The 18326-nt window shown below is 57.3% G+C and carries 15 protein-coding genes; 10 read left to right on the forward strand and 5 right to left on the reverse strand.

Annotated elements, in window-relative coordinates; all coding sequences use genetic code 11:
* Window positions 1-223: 223 nt before the first annotated feature.
* Complete coding sequence (locus tag HUV30_RS10000) at window positions 224-1249, forward strand: glycosyltransferase family 9 protein (RefSeq protein ID WP_174405286.1); 1026 nt, start codon at window positions 224-226, stop codon at window positions 1247-1249.
* Window positions 1250-1368: 119 nt separating this feature from the next.
* On the opposite strand, the gene HUV30_RS10005 is transcribed toward HUV30_RS10000, so the two are convergent.
* Window positions 1369-2196 carry a tetratricopeptide repeat protein gene (locus HUV30_RS10005; protein WP_174405287.1) on the reverse strand — a complete coding sequence of 276 codons (828 nt, stop codon included), beginning with the start codon at window positions 2194-2196 and terminating at the stop codon, window positions 1369-1371.
* A gap of 175 nt (window positions 2197-2371) precedes the next feature.
* Between HUV30_RS10005 and HUV30_RS10010 the strand changes: the two genes are divergently transcribed.
* Window positions 2372-4141 carry a diguanylate cyclase domain-containing protein gene (locus HUV30_RS10010; RefSeq protein ID WP_276512311.1) on the forward strand — a complete coding sequence of 590 codons (1770 nt, stop codon included), beginning with the start codon at window positions 2372-2374 and terminating at the stop codon, window positions 4139-4141.
* Between the two features lie 20 nt (window positions 4142-4161).
* On the opposite strand, the gene nadD is transcribed toward HUV30_RS10010, so the two are convergent.
* Both nadD and HUV30_RS10020 read right to left on the reverse strand, forming a co-directional pair.
* Window positions 4162-4836: a nicotinate-nucleotide adenylyltransferase gene (gene nadD / locus HUV30_RS10015; protein ID WP_174405289.1), complete on the reverse strand. Its 675-nt coding sequence runs from the start codon at window positions 4834-4836 to the stop codon at window positions 4162-4164.
* Window positions 4837-5033: 197 nt separating this feature from the next.
* Complete coding sequence (locus HUV30_RS10020; RefSeq protein WP_174405290.1) at window positions 5034-6293, reverse strand: glutamate-5-semialdehyde dehydrogenase; 1260 nt, start codon at window positions 6291-6293, stop codon at window positions 5034-5036.
* Window positions 6294-6550: 257 nt separating this feature from the next.
* On the opposite strand from HUV30_RS10020, the gene HUV30_RS10025 reads away from it, so the two are divergent.
* The 4 genes from HUV30_RS10025 (at window position 6551) to HUV30_RS10040 (ending at window position 11339) form a co-directional block, all read left to right on the forward strand.
* Window positions 6551-7243, forward strand: a complete 693-nt coding sequence (locus HUV30_RS10025; RefSeq protein WP_174405291.1) for a tetratricopeptide repeat protein — start codon at window positions 6551-6553, stop codon at window positions 7241-7243.
* 70 nt (window positions 7244-7313) lie between these two features.
* Window positions 7314-9152 (forward strand): indolepyruvate ferredoxin oxidoreductase subunit alpha, encoded by a 1839-nt coding sequence (gene iorA / locus HUV30_RS10030; RefSeq protein ID WP_174405292.1) that lies wholly within the window; start codon window positions 7314-7316, stop codon window positions 9150-9152.
* Window positions 9153-9743, forward strand: coding sequence for an indolepyruvate oxidoreductase subunit beta (locus tag HUV30_RS10035; protein WP_174405293.1), 591 nt, complete (start codon window positions 9153-9155; stop codon window positions 9741-9743).
* 15 nt (window positions 9744-9758) lie between these two features.
* Window positions 9759-11339, forward strand: a complete 1581-nt coding sequence (locus HUV30_RS10040) for a sigma-54-dependent Fis family transcriptional regulator (RefSeq protein WP_174405294.1) — start codon at window positions 9759-9761, stop codon at window positions 11337-11339.
* A 58-nt stretch (window positions 11340-11397) separates the two neighbouring features.
* Here the strand turns inward: HUV30_RS10040 and HUV30_RS10045 are convergent, their stop codons facing one another.
* Window positions 11398-13254 (reverse strand): transglutaminase-like domain-containing protein, encoded by a 1857-nt coding sequence (locus HUV30_RS10045; RefSeq protein ID WP_174405295.1) that lies wholly within the window; start codon window positions 13252-13254, stop codon window positions 11398-11400.
* Window positions 13255-13383: 129 nt separating this feature from the next.
* Window positions 13384-14931, reverse strand: a complete 1548-nt coding sequence (locus tag HUV30_RS10050; RefSeq protein WP_243452142.1) for a gamma-glutamyltransferase family protein — start codon at window positions 14929-14931, stop codon at window positions 13384-13386.
* Window positions 14932-15215: 284 nt separating this feature from the next.
* Between HUV30_RS10050 and HUV30_RS10055 the strand changes: the two genes are divergently transcribed.
* Genes HUV30_RS10055 through HUV30_RS10070 form a run of 4 tightly spaced genes read left to right on the forward strand, consistent with a single transcriptional unit; the run spans window position 15216 to window position 18178 of the window.
* Window positions 15216-15485 (forward strand): 4Fe-4S dicluster domain-containing protein, encoded by a 270-nt coding sequence (locus HUV30_RS10055; RefSeq protein WP_174406155.1) that lies wholly within the window; start codon window positions 15216-15218, stop codon window positions 15483-15485.
* A 2-nt stretch (window positions 15486-15487) separates the two neighbouring features.
* Window positions 15488-16636 (forward strand): 2-oxoacid:acceptor oxidoreductase subunit alpha, encoded by a 1149-nt coding sequence (locus HUV30_RS10060; protein ID WP_174405297.1) that lies wholly within the window; start codon window positions 15488-15490, stop codon window positions 16634-16636.
* Window positions 16637-16643: 7 nt separating this feature from the next.
* Window positions 16644-17558 carry a 2-oxoacid:ferredoxin oxidoreductase subunit beta gene (locus tag HUV30_RS10065; protein WP_174405298.1) on the forward strand — a complete coding sequence of 305 codons (915 nt, stop codon included), beginning with the start codon at window positions 16644-16646 and terminating at the stop codon, window positions 17556-17558.
* Window positions 17558-18178 carry a 2-oxoacid:acceptor oxidoreductase family protein gene (locus HUV30_RS10070; RefSeq protein WP_174405299.1) on the forward strand — a complete coding sequence of 207 codons (621 nt, stop codon included), beginning with the start codon at window positions 17558-17560 and terminating at the stop codon, window positions 18176-18178. The genes HUV30_RS10065 and HUV30_RS10070 overlap by 1 nt, the downstream gene beginning before the upstream one ends.
* The last annotated feature ends 148 nt before the right edge of the window (window positions 18179-18326 follow it).

Below are 18326 nucleotides of genomic sequence, written 5' to 3' on the forward strand. Positions count from 1 at the left end.
CGTTGCCGGTCTGTTGGCGTTTTCGCCCCTGCTGTGTGTCATGATCAGAGCATTGATGCGTCTTTTTGCATGCTGCAGGTGAGAGCGGGGCAGAAGATGCAGATGGATATCTTCCTTGAAACTTGGCTCCATAGAAGGTATTTCCGCCGTCTGGCATGATTGCCTTTCATGGCGTATGGTATGCACTGACAGGCATGAACCTTCGGACAGGGAACAACAGACTATGCAGCTACCGGAACATTGGCTCGTGGTGCGCCTGAGCGCGTTGGGCGACGTTGCCCTTACAACCGGCGTACTTGAGCGCTGGCATCGTGAGCGTAACTGGCGCTTTACTTTTCTCACGCTTGAGCAATGGGCACCTGTGCTCAAGCATCATCCCGCCATTGACCATGTGATAGGCGTGCGGCGGGAGGATTTGAGCGCTGCCGGCCTGTTGCGGCTTTGCAGAAAACTCTCGCGTGAAATGAAGGGAAGCGGCCTGCTGGACCTGCACGGTACCTTGCGTTCCCGTGTGCTTGGTGCACTCTGGAAGGGCAAGGTGCTGCAATATCCCAAGTTCAGCATGGAGCGGCGTGCCTTTTTGCGCAGCAAGGGAAAGCTGTTCCGCGAAAAGTTGCTCGAATTTAACGTGCCGCAGCGGTATGCGCTGGCTGTGGAGCCTGTCGCCCCTCCGAGACGCGAGTTGCTGCCTGTCATCCATCTTGCCGGGGAAGAAAAGAATTCAGCCATGCACCGCGTTGCCCCGATGATTGCGGGCAGTGGCAAGACCGTGGCCTTGCATCCCTATTCCACACATCTCAACAAGGCGTGGAAGCCGGAATACTGGAGCAGCCTTGCCGAAACGCTTGTTGCGGCGGGGCATAATGTGCTGATCATGGGGCGGGGTGATTCCATGGCCTCAGTCATGCCTTCGGGTGTGCACGATCTTACAAATGCCACTTCGTTACGTGAAACCTGTGCCTTGCTGGGGCAATGCGACATGCTTGTCACTGGAGATTCCGGCCCTATGCATCTTGCCGGAGGTGTGGGAACGCCGGTCATCGCCCTGTTCGGTCCCACACATGCCGTATGGGGGTTCTATCCCGAAGGGCCTGACGACATCATTCTGGAAGCAGATGAACCGTGCCGCCCCTGTTCGCTGCACGGAAGCAAGCCCTGTCCGCACGGGCAGGCCTGCATGGCGTCCATAACGCCGCAACGTGTGGTGGAAGCTGTGAACCGCATGCCCCGCAGGTCGGAACGGGCCTGAGTTCGTTTGAAGCTTACGTCGCGTTGTGCGATATTGCGTAATAGTATGTGATGTTATGTACTGATGCGTGCTGAGCTGTCCGTGCACGAAGCGTTGATTTGCCGTCTGCGACGGCCGGATCAGAAAATTCGGGCTTCTATTTCTTCCATCAGCACTTTGGCTTCCGCCATGTATGGATCGGCGGTAACGGCGCGTTTCGCATAATCATATGCCTGATCGAGTTTGCGCCAGCGCTTGTAAAGCTCCGCCATGTTGAACAGCGTTTTGGGGTGGGCACCGAACTGTTTGAGGGCTTTCAGGTACACCTGCTCACAACGCTCGAATTCGTGCAGTTCCTTGTAGCAGCGCACTGCGCCGCCGTATGCCTTGCTGTCAGAGGGAAACTGTTCAATGACGTTTTCAAACAGGACCACGGCTTCCAGATACAGCTGGTGCTCCAGAAACAGCATGGCTATTTCCGTTATCAGACCTTCTTCGTGTCCCCATCCTTCCACCACTCTGCGAAGCACACCCTTGCCCCGGGGATAGTCCTTTGCCTGCATAAGGGTTTTGCCCTTCTGGAGCAGTTCTTCCTTCTTTGATATCTTTTTTTCAACGCGTGCTGCCTGTTTGACGTGTTGTTCTTCCTTCATTCCGTGCAGAACAGATTCCAGCCGGTCCAGCAGCTCTCTTTCCTCTCCCCTTTGATAACGGATGAATGGCGTGGCATATATTTTTCTTTTTTGGAAGAACTTTATAATTTCCGGATGCTTGTTCAGTTCATTTATATATTCGTATACAAGAACTTCAACCTCGTAACGAGCCTGCCCCATTAATTTGGAATTAAGGATTTCTCCGATGCCTGCGCATATGGATTCAAGGGAACGGATAATCTCGCTGCGGCGCAGGTAAGAGCGCGCTCGCGACAGGTTTTCCCGCGTTATTTTGGGAACGGTGAATTTCATCATGCCTTTGAAGCTCCAGAGCTGTTTTCAATAGATGAAGACTTCTTTTATCTTTTGAAGACTGGTGAGTAAAGCCTTCAGAAGTGTAAGGGTAAAAATGGGGTGCTGATGATTTTGCTTGCTTTATTGAACTGATGAGGTATCAAGATAGCTTATTCTGCAAGAGGGGGAGAGTCGGATGGGTGACTCCGTATCAGGCTTGGGGTGCTGTGGGGGCAGTGCTTCAGAGTCTTGTTCTGATGAGATTAATGATAATTCATCTTTTGTTGCACGGGTTCTCGTCATTGAAGACGGGGCCGTGTCGGCAAAAGCCATATGTTTGCAGCTGACGCAGCTGGGGTATATCGTTGCAGGCGTTTTTGCCAGCGGTGAAGAGGCCTTGAGCCGGGTCTGCGAGCTTGCCCCTGATGTTGTCGTTATGGATATCGGTCTTGCCGGCAAGCTGGACGGTGTTGATACGGCCGAGCAGATCCACCGCCTGTATGACGTACCGGTTGTCTATCTTACTTCCGCTACGGATGATGCCACGTTCCAGAGGGCCAAGCTGACCAACCCGCTGGCATGGCTTGAGAAACCGGTATCTCTTGAGACCCTGCACCGCGGCTTGCGCATGGCTCTGTATCAGAGGGAATTGTACAGAAAGCTTCGGATAAGCGAAGCCAAGTACAGGCGTATCGTTGAAACCATGTCTGAAGGGCTGGTTATTCTCGATGCGGAATACCGTATCATTTTTGCCAACTCGCGGTTTCAATCACAGATACAGTGCGATAGCGAAGGGTGCTTCAATTTCTTTTTTCCATCGATGTTGAGCGCGGATACGGCGGAGTATCTGCTGGATCAGATTGCGCACCTTGATGATTCGGGCAAGATCGTCGTGGACGGATATCTCCGCTCCGCAGGCGGCGGGGAGCTGCCCGTACGCTTTTCCGTGGCCTCATGGGGCGGTACCGGCGAGATCTGCCATTGTGAGATTGCCGACCGTCACGGATATATCTGTGTGGTGAACGACATGAGCGCACAACGCGCTTCCGAGCTGGCCCGTCGTGAAGCCGAAAACAGATACCGCACCCTGTTCGAGAGCGTTCTCGACGGGGTGTACCAGTCCTTGCCCGATGGCCGTTTTCTGGAAGTGAACCCGGCCATGGCTGCCATGTTCGGGTATGATTCGCCCTCTGCCATGATTATGGAGGTGGGCGATATTTCTACCCAGTTGTATGCCGACCCTGCCGATCGTGCCCTGTTTCTGGATGTTCTGCGGGAGAACGGCAGAGTCAGCCGCCATCAGGTCCGCATGAAGAAAAGAAACGGGGAAGTGATCTGGGTGGAACTTTCAGCACATGCGGTTTGCAACGAGGATGATGAGATATTGTCGGTGGAAGGCATGCTCTTCGACATTACGGAGAGAAAACTGACCGAACAGGACCTGCGCCGCAGGGCATCCCGTGACGATCTTACCGGCCTTTATAACAGAGTGTATTTCCGCGAGTGGTTCGACAATGCGCTTGTTCTGGCCACGCGTAATACCAACAGGCTTGGCCTGCTGTATGTTGACCTGAATGATTTCAAGAAGGTGAACGACATGTTCGGCCACATGGCCGGAGACAAGGTGCTGCGTGAGGTGGCGGTTCGTCTGCGCGACTGCGTGCGGGAATCCGACATGGTAGCCCGTATCGGTGGTGATGAGTTCTGTGTGGCTCTGGAAGGCCTGCATTCGTCGGAAGACGCCATGCGGGTGGCCATGGAGATAAACCAAACCCTGTCCCGACCGCTGAAGCTGAATGATACGGAAGTTTCCGTCGGTGCCAGCCTTGGTGTCGCCATTTTTCCGGATGACGGCATGGTGGCTGAAGACCTGCTCGGCAGGGCGGATACCGCCATGTACAAGGCTAAACAGGATGGAGCAGGAGTCATGTTCTGGCGGGCACTCGGCAAGCGTGTTGCCTCGTAGGCCTCGCGGGCGGCAGACAGCTAGCTGTTTTTCCAGCAGGCCGTGATGGTTTCGCGTTCTCTCTGCATGATCTCGTGTACGGCGCGCGGAACAAGATAGGTCACATTTCGTCCGGCCAGCCAGCGTTCGCGGACCAGAGTTGCGCTTATATCAAGGCGCGGCTGTGGCAGAAAATGAATAGTGTGCCCCGTTGGCAGTCCGTATTTGGCTGCCAGCGGGGCCTTTGTTTTGAGCAGCTCGGCACCGGGCCAGTATTCGCTCACGATGGCATGAAAGGTTCCGGCGTCTTTGCCCGATCTGGGCAGCACGACAAGGTCGGCCAAGTTTGTAATTTCCATTCCCCTGTGCCATGTGGGCAGGGTGGCGAGATCTCCCGCTCCCAGTATGAAAAACAACTTGCTGTCGGGGTGGATTTTTCTGTATTCTTCAAGTGTATCAATAGTATAGGATGGTCCGGGACGCTCGTTTTCCATCTTGCTCACATGCAGAAAGGGAAAAGGGGCGGCAGCCGCAGTAACCATTTCGGCCCGCAGTGCAAAGGGGAGCAGGTTGTCTCCCTCTTTGTGCGGGGGAGACGCGCAGGGAATGAGGTCTATGCGGTCCGGCTTGATCGCTTCGAATACTTCCACGGCAGGACGGATATGACCAATGTGGACCGGATTGAATGTGCCGCCGAGAATGCCGATTGTCTGCATGGAACTTCCGGAAAATAAAAAGTTTCTGAGCGGTGTGTCACAGAGGCAGGCGATGGCCCCTTACCTGTGTCTTGTGCCTGTCAGCGGGGCGATTTCTGCCTGTATCTGTTCGTTTGTTGCAGGAAGGCAGGGGATGCTGTCCCCTGCCTGTTTTTGTCTGCTCCGGGGCGTGCGGCTCCGCGGGCTCATGGACAGGATCAGACCCTGATCTGTCCCTTGCCGAAGACGACGAACTTGGTGGTGGTGAGTTCCTTCACCCCCATGACGCCGTAAGAATGCAGCTTGGAGGTGCTGATGCCGATCTCGGCTCCCAGACCAAGCTGACCGCCATCGTTGAAGCGCGACGAGGCGTTTACCGCAACCATGGAGGCATCCACCTCGCGGACAAAGCGCATGGCGCGGTCAAGGTCGCGGGTGCAGATCACTTCCGTGTGGTTGGAACCATAGGCGGCAATGTAGTCCTGCGCCTCCTTCATGGAATCCACAACCTTCACCAGCAGTATGAGTGCGTGGTATTCCGTGCCGGGGTCGCTCTCGCTCATGGCCGTGGCCGTGCTGCCGAGCAGGGGCAGTGAGCGGGGGCAGGCGCGAAAATCCACACCGGCACCGCCCAGCTTTTCCGCCACCATGGGCAGAAAGGCCTGTGCCTCGTCCTTATGTACCAGCAGCCCTTCAAGTGCATTGCACACGCCGGGACGATGGGTTTTGGAGTTGAAGACCACGGTCAGGGCTTCTTCAAGGTCCGCGCCGCTGTCGACGTAGGCGTGGCATACACCCTCGTAGTGCTTGAGCACGGGCATGGTTGCCAGTTCCACAACCTTGCGGATAAGCGTTTCACCGCCGCGGGGGATGATCACGTCGATATATTGTTCGAGCTTGCACAGGGTATTGATGGCTTCGCGGTCCGTTGTGGGGACAACCTGCACGGCGTCGCGCGGCAGTCCTGCCGCTTCAAGCGCTTCGTGCACCAGCGCCGCGAGGGCGAGGTTGGAATTGATGGCCTCGCTACCGCCGCGCAGGATGACGGCGTTGCCCGCCTTCAGGCAGAGAATGCCGGAATCCACGGTCACGTTGGGGCGGGATTCGTATATCATGGCGATAACGCCGAGCGGAATGCGCATTTTGCCCACCAGCAGGCCGTTGGGGCGCTGCCACTGGGTTTCTATGGCTCCGATGGGGTCCGGCATTGCCGCAACCTGTCTGCAGGCATCTGACATTTCCCTGATAATGGCCGGGGTCAGGGTCAGCCTGTCCATTCTGGGACCGTCCAGTCCGCGCTTGCGGGCTTCTTCAAGGTCCTTGCTGTTCGCTTCGGTGATGGCTGCTTCTTTCTGCAGCAGCAGATCCGCCAGACGCACAAGCGCGTCGGCCTTGGCGGCAGGGCTCGCTGCACTAAGGGCGCGGGCAGCCTCCTTGGCTTTCTCGCCCATGCTCTGCATCTGTTCCGTAATATTCATGAAGCCTCCACCTTTGTGTAGATTTGATGAGTGCGGCAAGAGTATACATTTGGGGAAGGGATCGCAAGTGTGGTGCAAAGCTGCAAAAAACTCTGTCGATTTTGCATTATTCAACATCTTTCAAAGTGTAGCAGAACGTCACAACACTCAAAACCCTTTTGACATTTTCGTAATGCAAGCTTACAAAGGAGTGCGTTTTTGCGCTGACTTTCGGCGTATTCTCATTTGGTACTCGACGCAAGAGGAGATAAGATTGCATGTCGGAAAAAAGGGAAACTGAACATCACGTAGATCCGACCAATGTGGGGATCGTAGGCGAACTCCAGCATGGTATTTCCGAAGAAGCCCAGCCGCTTCTCAAGTTTCTGGTGGCGAACTACAAGACTATTCTGATCAGTCTTGGTGTCGTTGTCGCCATTGTCGCCGGTTATGGCATCTATGACTACAGCGTCAAGAAATCCATTGCTTCCGCCCGCATGGAACTGGGCGACATCCTCATCAACAAGAGCGGAGCCGATCAGTTCGCCTCTCTTGAGGCATTTGCCGCCAAGGCCCCTGAAACGGTCCGTCCTGCGGCATTGTTTGAACTGGTCCGCCTGAGCCTTGAGAAGAAAGATTATGAAAAGGCCGCAGGCCTCTGGAATTCTCTTGCAGGTATAGCGGCAGGCGATATGGCCTTTGTGGCCCGCATGGGCAAGGCGCAGGCCCTTGCCGCTTCCGGCAAGCTTGAAGAAGCTTTTACCGAACTGGAAGCCGCTGATGCTGCCGCTCCCGAATCTTTCAAAAACATAGCCAAAATGCAGTTTGCCGTGGTTGCCGAAGAAGCAGGCAAACTGGACCGGGCTCTTGCCGCCTATGAAGCCCTTCAGGGCGAAGGCAACAACATGGACAAGGAACTCTTTGCCCACAAGATAAGCCAGCTCAAGGCCCGCATAGGCAGCAAGGGCTAGCTCGCGACATCTTCCGCTCAACTGTTTGCTGTACCGGCGTTGTCCGGTCATATCAGGAGAAGTATTCAACATGGCGCATCCGATTCTGGCCGGTGGCCCCGGCGAAAAGCACCTGTTGCTCGGTAACGAAGCAATAGTGCGTGGCGCGCTGGAAGCAGGCATAAATGTTGTCACCTGCTACCCCGGCACTCCTTCCTCAGAAGTTCCCGATACCTTCCACCGTCTCAAGGACGGTTCCTACTACTTCGAATACTCCGTTAACGAGAAGGTGGCCATGGAAGTGGCCGCAGGTGCAGCTCTCGGTGGTGCCATGACTCTGGTGACCATGAAGCACGTCGGCGTGAACGTTGCCGCCGACCCGCTGCTTACCATGACCTACACCGGCCTGCCGGGCGGACTTGTGCTGCTTTCTGCAGACGACCCCGGCTGCCATTCCAGCCAGAACGAGCAGGATAACCGCTACTATGCGCGTCTTGCCGGTATGCCTTGTTTCGAGCCTGCCTCCGCGCAGGAAGCCAAGGATATGACCCGCGAAGCGCTGCATCTTGCCCGCAAAACCGAACAGCCCGTCATGCTGCGCACGACCACCCGCGTGAACCATCTGCGTGGTCCCGTGGCCTTTGATGTGCGCCCCGAACCTGCGGCCATTGTCGATTTCAAGCGTGATCCCCGCCGTTTTGTGCCGGTGCCTGCCGTGGCCCGCGTACGTCATGGCGAGCTTCTCAAGTCGCTTGAAGCAATCCGTGAAGTGGCAGAGAATTCTCCGTGGAACGTTGTCCGTGGCGAAGGCAAGGTGGGCATAATCGCTTCCGGCATCGCCCGTTCCTATCTGGCAGACGTGCTGGCCGAACAGGGCTGGGCGGACAAGGTTTCCGTGCTCGAACTGGGCATGAGCTGGCCGCTGCCCGTGAAGCTCATCGGCGACTTCCTCAAGAGTGTGGACAAGGTCATCGTCATTGAAGAACTTGAGCCGCTGCTGGAAAAGGAAATTCGCGCCATGGTGCACGAAATGGGTCTTTCCCTGCCCGTGCATGGCAAGTGCGACTACCTGACCGTGCAGGGTGAATATGACACCACCGCCATTCAGATGGCACTGGCAGAGCACCTTGATGCGCAGCCCGTTTCTCCCGTCTGCAACGAAGGTGACCTCGGCCTGCCGGTTCGTCCCCCGAACCTGTGTGCCGGTTGCTCGCACCGTGCCGTATACTATTCCGTCCGTCAGCTCTTCGGCGACGACGCCTACTATTCAAGCGATATCGGCTGCTACACGCTGGGCATTCTGCCTCCGCTCAAGGCTGCCGATTTCCTCTTCTGCATGGGATCGTCCGTGTCTTCCGGCTGCGGTTTCTCCCGCTCTTCCGGCAAGGACGTGGTTGCCTTCATCGGCGATTCCACCTTCTTCCATTCCGGCATGACCGGCCTTGTGAACGCCGTGTTCAACAAGCACAACGTGCTGCTGGTTGTTCTGGATAACGGCACCACCGCCATGACAGGCCATCAGCTGAACCCCGGCGTGGACGCCAAGGTGCTGGGCGATGCCTGCGTGCATCTGGATATTGAATCCATCGTGCGCGGCTGTGGTGTGACCGAGGTGGCAAAGGTGAAGCCTTTCAACCTCAAGGCTACCATGAAGACCTTTGAGGAAATGAAGGGCAAAACCGGCGTTCGCGTCATCATCGCTGAAGAGCCCTGCATTCTGTACGCACGGCGTACGCTGAAGCTGAACCGTCCGCAGGCTGCCTATGTGGCGGAGCAGGGGGCTGAAACCGACCGAGTTCTGAACGAATATGCCTGTCCGGCATTCTATCGTGATGAAACCGGCGTGCAGGTGGATGAATCCCTGTGTACCGGCTGTATGGTGTGCATGCAGATCAGCAAGAACTTCAAAGCCCGCAAAAGGAGCGCCTAGATGGAACGCATTCGCATCTACATGACCGGCGTGGGCGGGCAGGGTACTCTTACCGCCACCACCCTTCTGGCCCGCACTGCTCTTGATCAGGGGCTGGATGTCGTATCCGGCGAAATTCACGGCATGGCCCAGCGCGGCGGCGTGGTGGAATCCACTGTGCTGCTCGGCGGCTGGAAGAGCCCGAAAATCAGTCATGGCGAAGCCGACATCGTTCTCGGCTTTGAACCATTGGAAACACTGCGCGGCCTGCCGTATCTGGCAAAGGGCGGCAGTGTCATCAGTAACACGGAACCGTTGCCTCCCGTTGGTGTTTCCTGTGGCCGGGATACCTATCCCGCCATGGAGCATATCACCGAACGGGTGAAGGGATGCTCCGCCAAGTGCTGGTTCCTGCCCTGCAGAACGCTGGGTCTGGAAGCCGGCTCCGTACAGGCGGGGAACATCGTACTGCTGGGTGCGCTGTGCGCATCCGGGCTGCTTCCCTTCGGACCGGAGGCTCTGGAGTCCGCAATCAGGAAATATCTGAAGCCCTCGCTGGTGGAAATGAACCTCAAGGCTGTAGAGCTAGGGGTTGCCAAGCTGGCAGGCTAGGAAAACACGAATCCTATGAGTGTAACCAACCTACAAGACGAAAGTCTACAGCCGTATCTGGGAACGCTTCAGCGTATTGTGTCGGAAATGGGACCCCAGCGTCCCTTCCAGTCCACGCTGAAGTCTCTGCTCAAGACACTGGCGGAGAATCATGACTTCCAGCGGCCTCATCTGGTCATCTTCGACCCTGAGACCCGCACCCTCAAGCTCAGCCTTGCACATGCGCCCACCAAGTTGTCGCATGTGGAATACGAGCCCGGTGTCGGCGTAACGGGGCAGGTGTTCTCCAGCGGGCAGCCGGTTATCGTGCCGCGCATGAAGGATCATCCGGCCTTCCTGAACCGCGCTTTCGGGCGTACCGAGGAAGAGCTGAAGACGCTGGCCTTCATCTGCGTGCCGGTGCTCGGTCCCGGTGAAGATGATGAAGGACGCGAAGTCATCGGTACCCTCAGCGTGGACACGCCAACGAGCGATATGTCCAAGCTCACGGGGCAGTCGAAGTTCCTTGCCGTTGTCGCAGGCATGATCGCCAACCAGGCGGCGTACTTGCAGGAGGAAATGGCCCGGCAGAAGCACCTGATGTCTCAGGGCCTCATTGCCGGTGACAATGTGGAAACGGGATTCATCCCGCCCAACATTGTGGCCGCTTCCAAATCCATGCGTCTTGTACTCAACCAGGCTGCGCAGGTTGGTCCCAGCCGTGCAACCGCGCTGCTGCGTGGTGAGTCGGGTACGGGCAAGGAACTGCTGGCCGAGGCCATTCATCAGGCCAGCCCCCGCCGCGAGCAGCCGCTCATCAAGTTGAACTGCGCCGCGCTGCCCTCCGAACTGGTGGAAAGCGAACTCTTCGGTTACCAGAAGGGCGCGTTTACCGGTGCGGTGCAGGACAAGAAGGGCCTTTTCGAACTGGCGAACAAGGGGACTCTGTTCCTTGACGAAGTGGGCGAACTCAGCCCCACCGCGCAGGCAAAAGTGCTGCGTGCCATTCAGGAACAGGAAATCCAGCGTCTCGGCAGCGAAAAGACCATCACCGTTGATGTGCGTCTTATCTGCGCCACCCACCAGCCTCTGGAAGAGCTGGTGGAAAAGGGGCATTTCCGCGAAGACCTCTATTACCGCATCAACGTGTTCCCCGTGTTCATTCCGCCGCTGCGGGAACGCAGGGAAGACATTCTGCCGCTGGCGGAACACTTCCTCAGCCTGTATGCGGAAGAATACAGTCGCGACATCAAGCGTATATCCACCCCCGCCATTGACCTGCTCACGCAGTATCATTGGCCCGGTAACATACGCGAACTGAAGAACTGCATCGAACGTGCGGTGCTGGTGTGCGACGAGCACGTTATCCGTACCTACCATCTGCCGCCTTCGCTGCAGACGGCGGAAAGCACCGCGACCGACTCTAACCTTTCGTTCTGCGAGGCCGTAGCCAAGTTTGAACAGGAACTTCTTGTGGATGCGCTCAAGAAGGCCCGCGGCAACATGCTGCAGGCTGCGCGCGATCTGCGGGTGAGCTACCGTATCGTGAACTACAAGGTGAAGAAGTATGGTCTGGATGCCAAGAAATTCGCTGTGGCGAAGGGGCGTCCGCGCTAAGGCGCAGTGCATATGATATGATGAAGGCGGCTTCCGGAAGGGAGTCGCCTTTTTCTGTTTATCGCACCACGCCCCGGACTCTGTAATTGAATTCGTAGCTCAGTGCGCCGCCCCAGTCCGAGAGCAGCGCATCGCGGAACCGTGTGCCGCCTTCCGGCCCAACGGGTTTGCCGTAGGTGAAGAACCAGTTGATAACGGGGTCGCCCGTATAGCCCAGTCCTATCCAGTAGTTGCCGGACTTGAGCGTGAGCGTGTTCTGCCCAAGCGAAGCTGTATGCAGTCTGAAAGGAAAGGTGACCCACCGGTAGCCTGGCCGCATGGATATGCCTGAAACGGGGATGATTTCGCTTGTGGCGACGAGCTCTCCCGGCTTGCCCGCATCGTCCTCCATCAGGTCTATCCACAGTGAGCCGCCTCCACCGTACCGGTGCAGGGCAAGGCTTATGTCCTTAAGCGACAGGGCGCGGGGCAGGGTGAATACCTGCGCATACTGCCGCAGCCGTGTGGTTGCATATTCCGCTGTTTCCACCATGAAGTTGCGGTTCAGCGTCATTACCCCGTTCAGTGTTTCAGGAGCGTCCGAGTAGGTTGAAAAATCTATGTTCTGAGGAAAGTCCATATTGCCCAAGGCAACGGCGGCCCCTTTCTTCAATTGTGTTTTGCCTGCCTTGCCCGTGGTCGTGCGGGGCTTTAAGCGGGGAGGCTTGGCCGGATATGTTGCATCGGGCTCTGTCGTTTTGCCGGCATGGCGGCGGGCCTTCTGGCCGGTTTTGCGTCCTTCCTGTGCGGGGGGGTCTGAATCCGGTATTGCGGCCACGGGTGTTCCGGCTTCCACGACAGGCAGCATGAGTCGTTTGAGCGGTCCGTCCGCATATTCCTTTCCTGTCAGGGACACAGAGTCACTGCCGAATTCCGAAGCAAATACCTCCTGCACATTCGGGCGTCTGGTGCTGCCTCTGCGGGTTATCCATTTGACCTTGCTGTCGTTCACCGTTTCCCTGTTGTCGAGGCCCACTTCTATGCGGATGAAACGGTTGGCAATGAACATGGCCGTGCTCTGGGGATTGTAGGGTGTCCAGCCAAGGTCGGGGAACCAGACCTCAATCCATGAGTGCCGGCCAAGGCCCATGCGGGTTCGCATTACATCGCCGGAAAGGGCAATGTCGTAAGGTTCGTCCAGCGTGATGCCGTTGACGACACGAACCGGGATGCCGACCGTGCGCATGAGGGCGGCTGCGAGGTGCGAGAAGTTCTGGCAGTTGCCGGTACCGGTATCCAGCGAGAACAGTGCGTCGAACCGTTGGGGCGGATTGACGTACCGCACGTTGTCCACAATCCACTCGCAGATGCGCTGCACGGCATCGTACTGCGTCTGTGCGCCTGTCGTCAGTTCTCGCGCAAGGTCACGGATGCGGGGATCATCCGTCTGCACCTGTTCGGAGCCGAAAAGGTAATCAACTGCCTCGCGTGGAATATTGACAACGGGAAAGGGCGCAGTGGAGCGGAGCGTTCCTAACTTTGTCGTGTTGGCTGCCTTGAATCGTACCTGCGCGGTGACGGCAGAGGGCGGGGTATTCCATTGGCCTTCGACAATCTCGTTGCCCCTGTTATCCGTGTAGGTAGTCTGCTTGTCCGGCTGGGGCGTAAACTGCAGATTGAAGTCGTGCACAACTTGGCTGAACGTTGGCGAGCTGTAGGACTTGGGCACTACGAAGCTCAGATGGAAGGTGCTGGCGGCATCCGTGTCTATGACGGTCTTGGATAGTTCAAAGCTGATGAGCGAATCCATGTTGCCACGCACCCTGACGTTGCGGGCATGGGCATCCTTGCCTGCCGTGCCACACGCAAGGAGCACGGCCATGATGACCATAAAGGCGAGGCGGTGCGGCAGGGCTGGAAACAGTCGGGAGGGCATGCAGTCTCCGTGTGCGTGGGGGTTGGAATCTGGATTCACCCTACCATAGCAACAGCCGGTATGCGGAGACAAGCCTGCAAAGGAATATTCAGATGAAGCCGGAGGCGGGATCGCCCCCGGCTGATGTGGTTAGATGCCAAAGGCGCAGCCGTCTGCGCGCGGGTCGCTGCCGGCGGCGTAGAACCCTTCTTCAGTGCGCAGAATGACCTGCCCTCGGCCGAAGAGTTTGCGATCATGTCCCTGACAGAGGTTGACTGTGTGGCGCATGGCGGCCAGCGTTTCAATGGTTTCTTCGGGAAGACCTTCTTCCAGCGCCACGGAGCCGTCCGGGTTTATGCAGAACCGCAACCTGTCCAGCGCACTCTGGGGATCGCATCCGTCATCAAGCAGGGCGCTGATGACCTGAACATGGCCCTGCGGCTGCATGAAGCCCCCCATGACACCCATGGCGGAGTGCAGCGAACCGTCCTGCCGGGTGGTCATGCAGGGAATGATGGTGTGATAGGGCCGCTTGGAGGGTCCCGCGCAGTTGGGATGCCCTTCCACAAGCGTGAAGTTGCATCCTCTGTTCTGCAGGGCAAAGCCCAGACCTTCGGGAACGATGCCGCTGCCGAAATTTCCGTAGACGGAGTTGACCATGGAAATGGCATTACCGTCGCGGTCGGTTACGCAGAACTGCACGGTGTCGCTGCCTGCTTCAGGCGTACCGTGCATTACGGCGGCATTGCGCTTGTCAGGCTGAATGCGTGCGGCACGCTGCGCCGTATAGTCGGGAGCGAGCAGGGTGTTGTAGTCCAGCTCTGCATGGGCAGGGTCGCATACATACCGGCGGGCATCGGCAAAGGCGAGGCGCAGGGCCTCTATCTGTCTGTGCAGGCGCTCGGGCGAAAGCGGGGCGTGGTCGGCATGGTCGGTATGGCCGAGAATGCCGAGTGCGGAAAGGGCCACAATGCCTTGCCCGTTGGGTGGGCACTCATGCACGCGGATGCCGCGATATTCCGTTGATAATGGCGTAACCCAATCCGCAGTGCAGGCTGCAAAGTCTTCCGGCTGCAGCACGCCACCGGCTGCCTGCACCGCAGCGGCCATGCGTCCGGCAAGCTCGCCTTCGTAAAAGGCTTGTTTGCCGTGAGATGCAACAGCCTGCAGAACTTTTGCCATGTGCGGGTTGCGAACGCGCTCGCCGGGAAGCGGTGCTCTGCCGTTTGCCAGCAGAGGGGAGCTTGTTGTGTGTTTGCGCAGCGCTTCTGCCTGCGACCAGAGCTCGCTGGTTACGGGACCGACGCAGAACCCGTCGCGCGCCAGACGGATGGCAGGAGCCAGTACCTGCTCAAGCGGCAGCTTGCCGAAACGTTCATGCAGGGCGCACCACGCGGCGCATGCGCCGGGGACGGTTACAGAAATGCCGTGGTACAGGGGCATCTCTTCAACCTCAAGCGCCAGCACCTTGTCGAGGGTGAATTGCGCACCGCTTCTGCCGGAACCGTTCAGTGCGTGCACGGTGCCGGTTGCGGCATCAAAGCACAGGGCAAAGGCGTCGCCACCTATACCGGTGGAGCAGGGTTCCACCACCGCCAGTACGGCGGCCACGGCTACAGCTGCATCTGCTGCACTTCCTTTTGCGCGCAGCATGTCCAGACCGGCGGCCACGGCTTGTGGTTGTGAGGCTGCAACCATGCCATATTCCGCAAAAACGGGGGATCTGCGGGAGGAAAATGCAAAGGGGGGAACGCAAAAGCCGATTGCAGAGTGTGTATTCATTTTATCCTCATGATATTGTTCAATCACACAACAATGGGATTTTTTTGTTGAAATTTCCGTGTTGGGGCTTGCGGGGCAGTGTGTCTCATTGTAACAGGGTACCAGAGAACCTGCAGGCCCCAATGTCGACTGTTGACATTGGAAGTTATGTTTTACCTACGGCAGCGCGCTGCCACAAGCAACAGGTATCCGGTACGGTAATGCCAAAGAAAAAGAAAGGGCAGACACTGGTGTGTGTGTACCCGGATTGGTGTAAAGGGTGCGGTATTTGTGTCGCATTCTGTCCGGGAAAGGTGCTGGAAATGAGCGCATTGGGCAAGGCGGAGCCCGTGCGTCCGGAAGACTGCATCAATTGTGGCTTCTGTGAACTGCACTGTCCAGATTTTGCAATCTCCATCCGGCCACGGGAGGATGGAGCAACCTGTCCGTCGTTCCCTTCCGGCCCTCCAACCAACGGTGAGGCTTGCTGATCATGGCTACAATCAGAAAGAAACGGAAAAAGGTCGAGGTGTTTGCTCAGGGCAACGAAGCCATAGCCGAAGGCGCTTTGCTTGCCGGATGCACTTTTTTTGGCGGGTATCCCATCACGCCCTCCACTGAAATCATGGAAGTTATGTCTCAGCGCCTTCCCATGACTGAAGATGGCGTGTTCATTCAGATGGAGGACGAAATTGCCAGTATGGGCGCCATTATCGGCGCATCGCTTGCGGGACGCAAGTCCATGACGGCAACGTCCGGCCCCGGTTTTTCTCTCATGCAGGAACACATAGGCTACGCCTGCATGGTCGAGGCACCGCTGGTTGTGGTCAACGTCATGCGCGGCGGCCCCAGCACCGGGCTTCCCACCAGCCCTGCACAAGGCGATGTGCAGATGGCACGCTGGGGAACCCATGGTGACCATTCCATAATCGTTCTTTCCGCATCTACCGTGCAGGAATGTTTTGAAATGACCGTTGTGGCGTTCAATATGGCGGAAAAGTACCGCACGCCGGTTATCCTGCTGATAGATGAAGTTACGGCGCATACCCGTGAAAAGATTGTCATTCCCGATTCCGAAGAGCTGGAAATCCTTTCCCGCATGACACCCACCGTGCCGCCGGAGTGGTTTAAGCCCTATGCCGAGGCCACCCGTGCAGTGCCTGCCATGGCGCCCATCGGCTCAGGCTACCGTATCCACGTGACCGGTCTTACCCATGACAATATGGGCTTCCCCTCTTCGCGTCCTGATGAAGTGAACGAAGCCATGAAGCGCTTGTTCCGCAAGATAGACCAGTTCTACGGCGATATCATGATGGTGGACGAGTTCATGTGCGAAGACGCCGAAGTGGCCGTCATCGCCTATGGCAGCGTGGCCCGTTCCGCCCATTATGCCGTGGAGCAGGCGCGTGAACGTGGCGTGAAGGCTGGTCTTCTCACACTGAAGACGCTGTTCCCCTTTGCCCGTCCTGCCGTGGAAAAGCTCTGCCGGCGCTGCCGGCATGTTCTGGTGCCTGAAATGAACATGGGACAGATTTCCCGTGAGGTGAAGCGTGTGAACAACGGCCTCACCCGCGTGCGGACTCTGAACCGGGTAGACGGCCAGATCATTACACCTTCTGAAATCCTCAAAGCAATACTGTAGGTGTGCCATGGCAGAAGTAACACAGCTTATCCACGACTACCTGCGGCATAACAAGAAATTCCCGCACGTGTTTTGCCCCGGCTGCGGGCATGGCATCATTCTTGGTTCCCTTATCCGCAGCGTGCATGCCCTGCAGCTGCCCAAGGATGATGTGGTCATCGTTGCCGGTATCGGCTGCTCGGGGCGTATGGCGGTATATGTGGACTTCAACACCGTTCATACCACCCACGGACGCGCCCTGACCTTTGCTACCGGCATCAAGATGGCCAACCCCAAGCTCAAGGTCATCTGCGTCATGGGCGACGGCGATGCTCTTTCCATAGGCGGCAACCATCTCATCCATGCTGCGCGGCGCAATATCGGCGTAACCGCGCTCATCCTGAACAACTACATCTACGGCATGACGGGCGGGCAGTGTTCTCCCGCCACACCGTTCGGCGACAACTCCATGACCACTCCGCATGGTTCGCTGGAGCAGCCCTTCGATACGGTTGATCTGGTGACGGCGGCCGGTGCCAACTATGTGGCGCGCGGTACCTCCTTCCATGCCCGCATGCTCGACGGCCTGATAATGGACGCCATAATGCACCCCGGTTTCTCGGTTGTCGAAGCGCTGTCTCCCTGTCCTACGCAGTATGGGCGCAAGAACAAGTTCAAGGGAACAGTGAGCATGTATGAATGGCTCAAAAAGAATACGGTGAAGCTCGAAAACCGCAAGGAAGACGACACCCGCATTCCCATCGGTGTGTTCCGCAATGATAACAGGCCCGGACTTGAAGAGCGTTATGCCTCGCTCAAGCAAAGGATAATGCACAAGGGGCAGCCCGAGCCCAAGGAACAGGTTTCGCCCAAGGCTGAAGCCGAACCTATTGTTGAGGGTGTTGCGGAAAAGCCTGTTGATGCGCCAAAGGAGCAGAAGTAATGAAAAAGCTCCCGCAGATTGATCGATTTGAAATACGTCTTTCCGGTACCGGCGGTCAGGGACTCATTACCCTTGGCAGAATGCTGGGCTATGCCCTTGCCATGGGCCATGGCTACTACGCAACCCAGACGCAGAGCTATGGGCCCGAAGCGCGAGGCGGTTCCAGCCGTGCAGACGTGGTGGTGAGCAGCAAGCCCATCAGCTACCCGAAGACCGAAAATCTTGACCTTCTCGTGGCCCTGTCGCAGCAGGCATGCAACTCGTATTATCACTACATGAAGCGCTCGGGCATTCTGCTCGTTGATTCTCAGCTGGTGCAGCAGCCGCCCACCAATGTCTATCTGGGACTGCCGTTTACAGAAATGGCCACCAAAAAGATAGGCAACCCCATGGCGCTGAACACCATTGTGCTTGGTGCAGTTACCCACCTGCTGCCATTTGCGGATGTGAAGGCCATGCGCTCGGCACTGCTGGAGAACCTGCCCCAGAAGATACATGAAGTGAACCTCAAGGCCTTCAACCTCGGCCTGAAGCAGGCCAGGCAGACCTTCGGCGATGCTTCCGGTCTGTGGCAGATGGTTGAAGCCGAGGCAGAGTCGGAAGCGGATTTCTCTGACTAGTCTTCAGGAAGAGATATGGAAATGGCGGGGGTTGCAAGCCCCCGCTTTTTATTTGGTGTGCGGCAGCCGTCTGTCTCGGCTTGCCATGAGGGAGAGGGCGTAGTACCTGTGACCGCACGCTGGACAGAGGTGCAACGCAAAAGGCCAG

This window comes from Desulfovibrio subterraneus (assembly GCF_013340285.1).
Lineage (GTDB): Bacteria > Desulfobacterota > Desulfovibrionia > Desulfovibrionales > Desulfovibrionaceae > Halodesulfovibrio > Halodesulfovibrio subterraneus.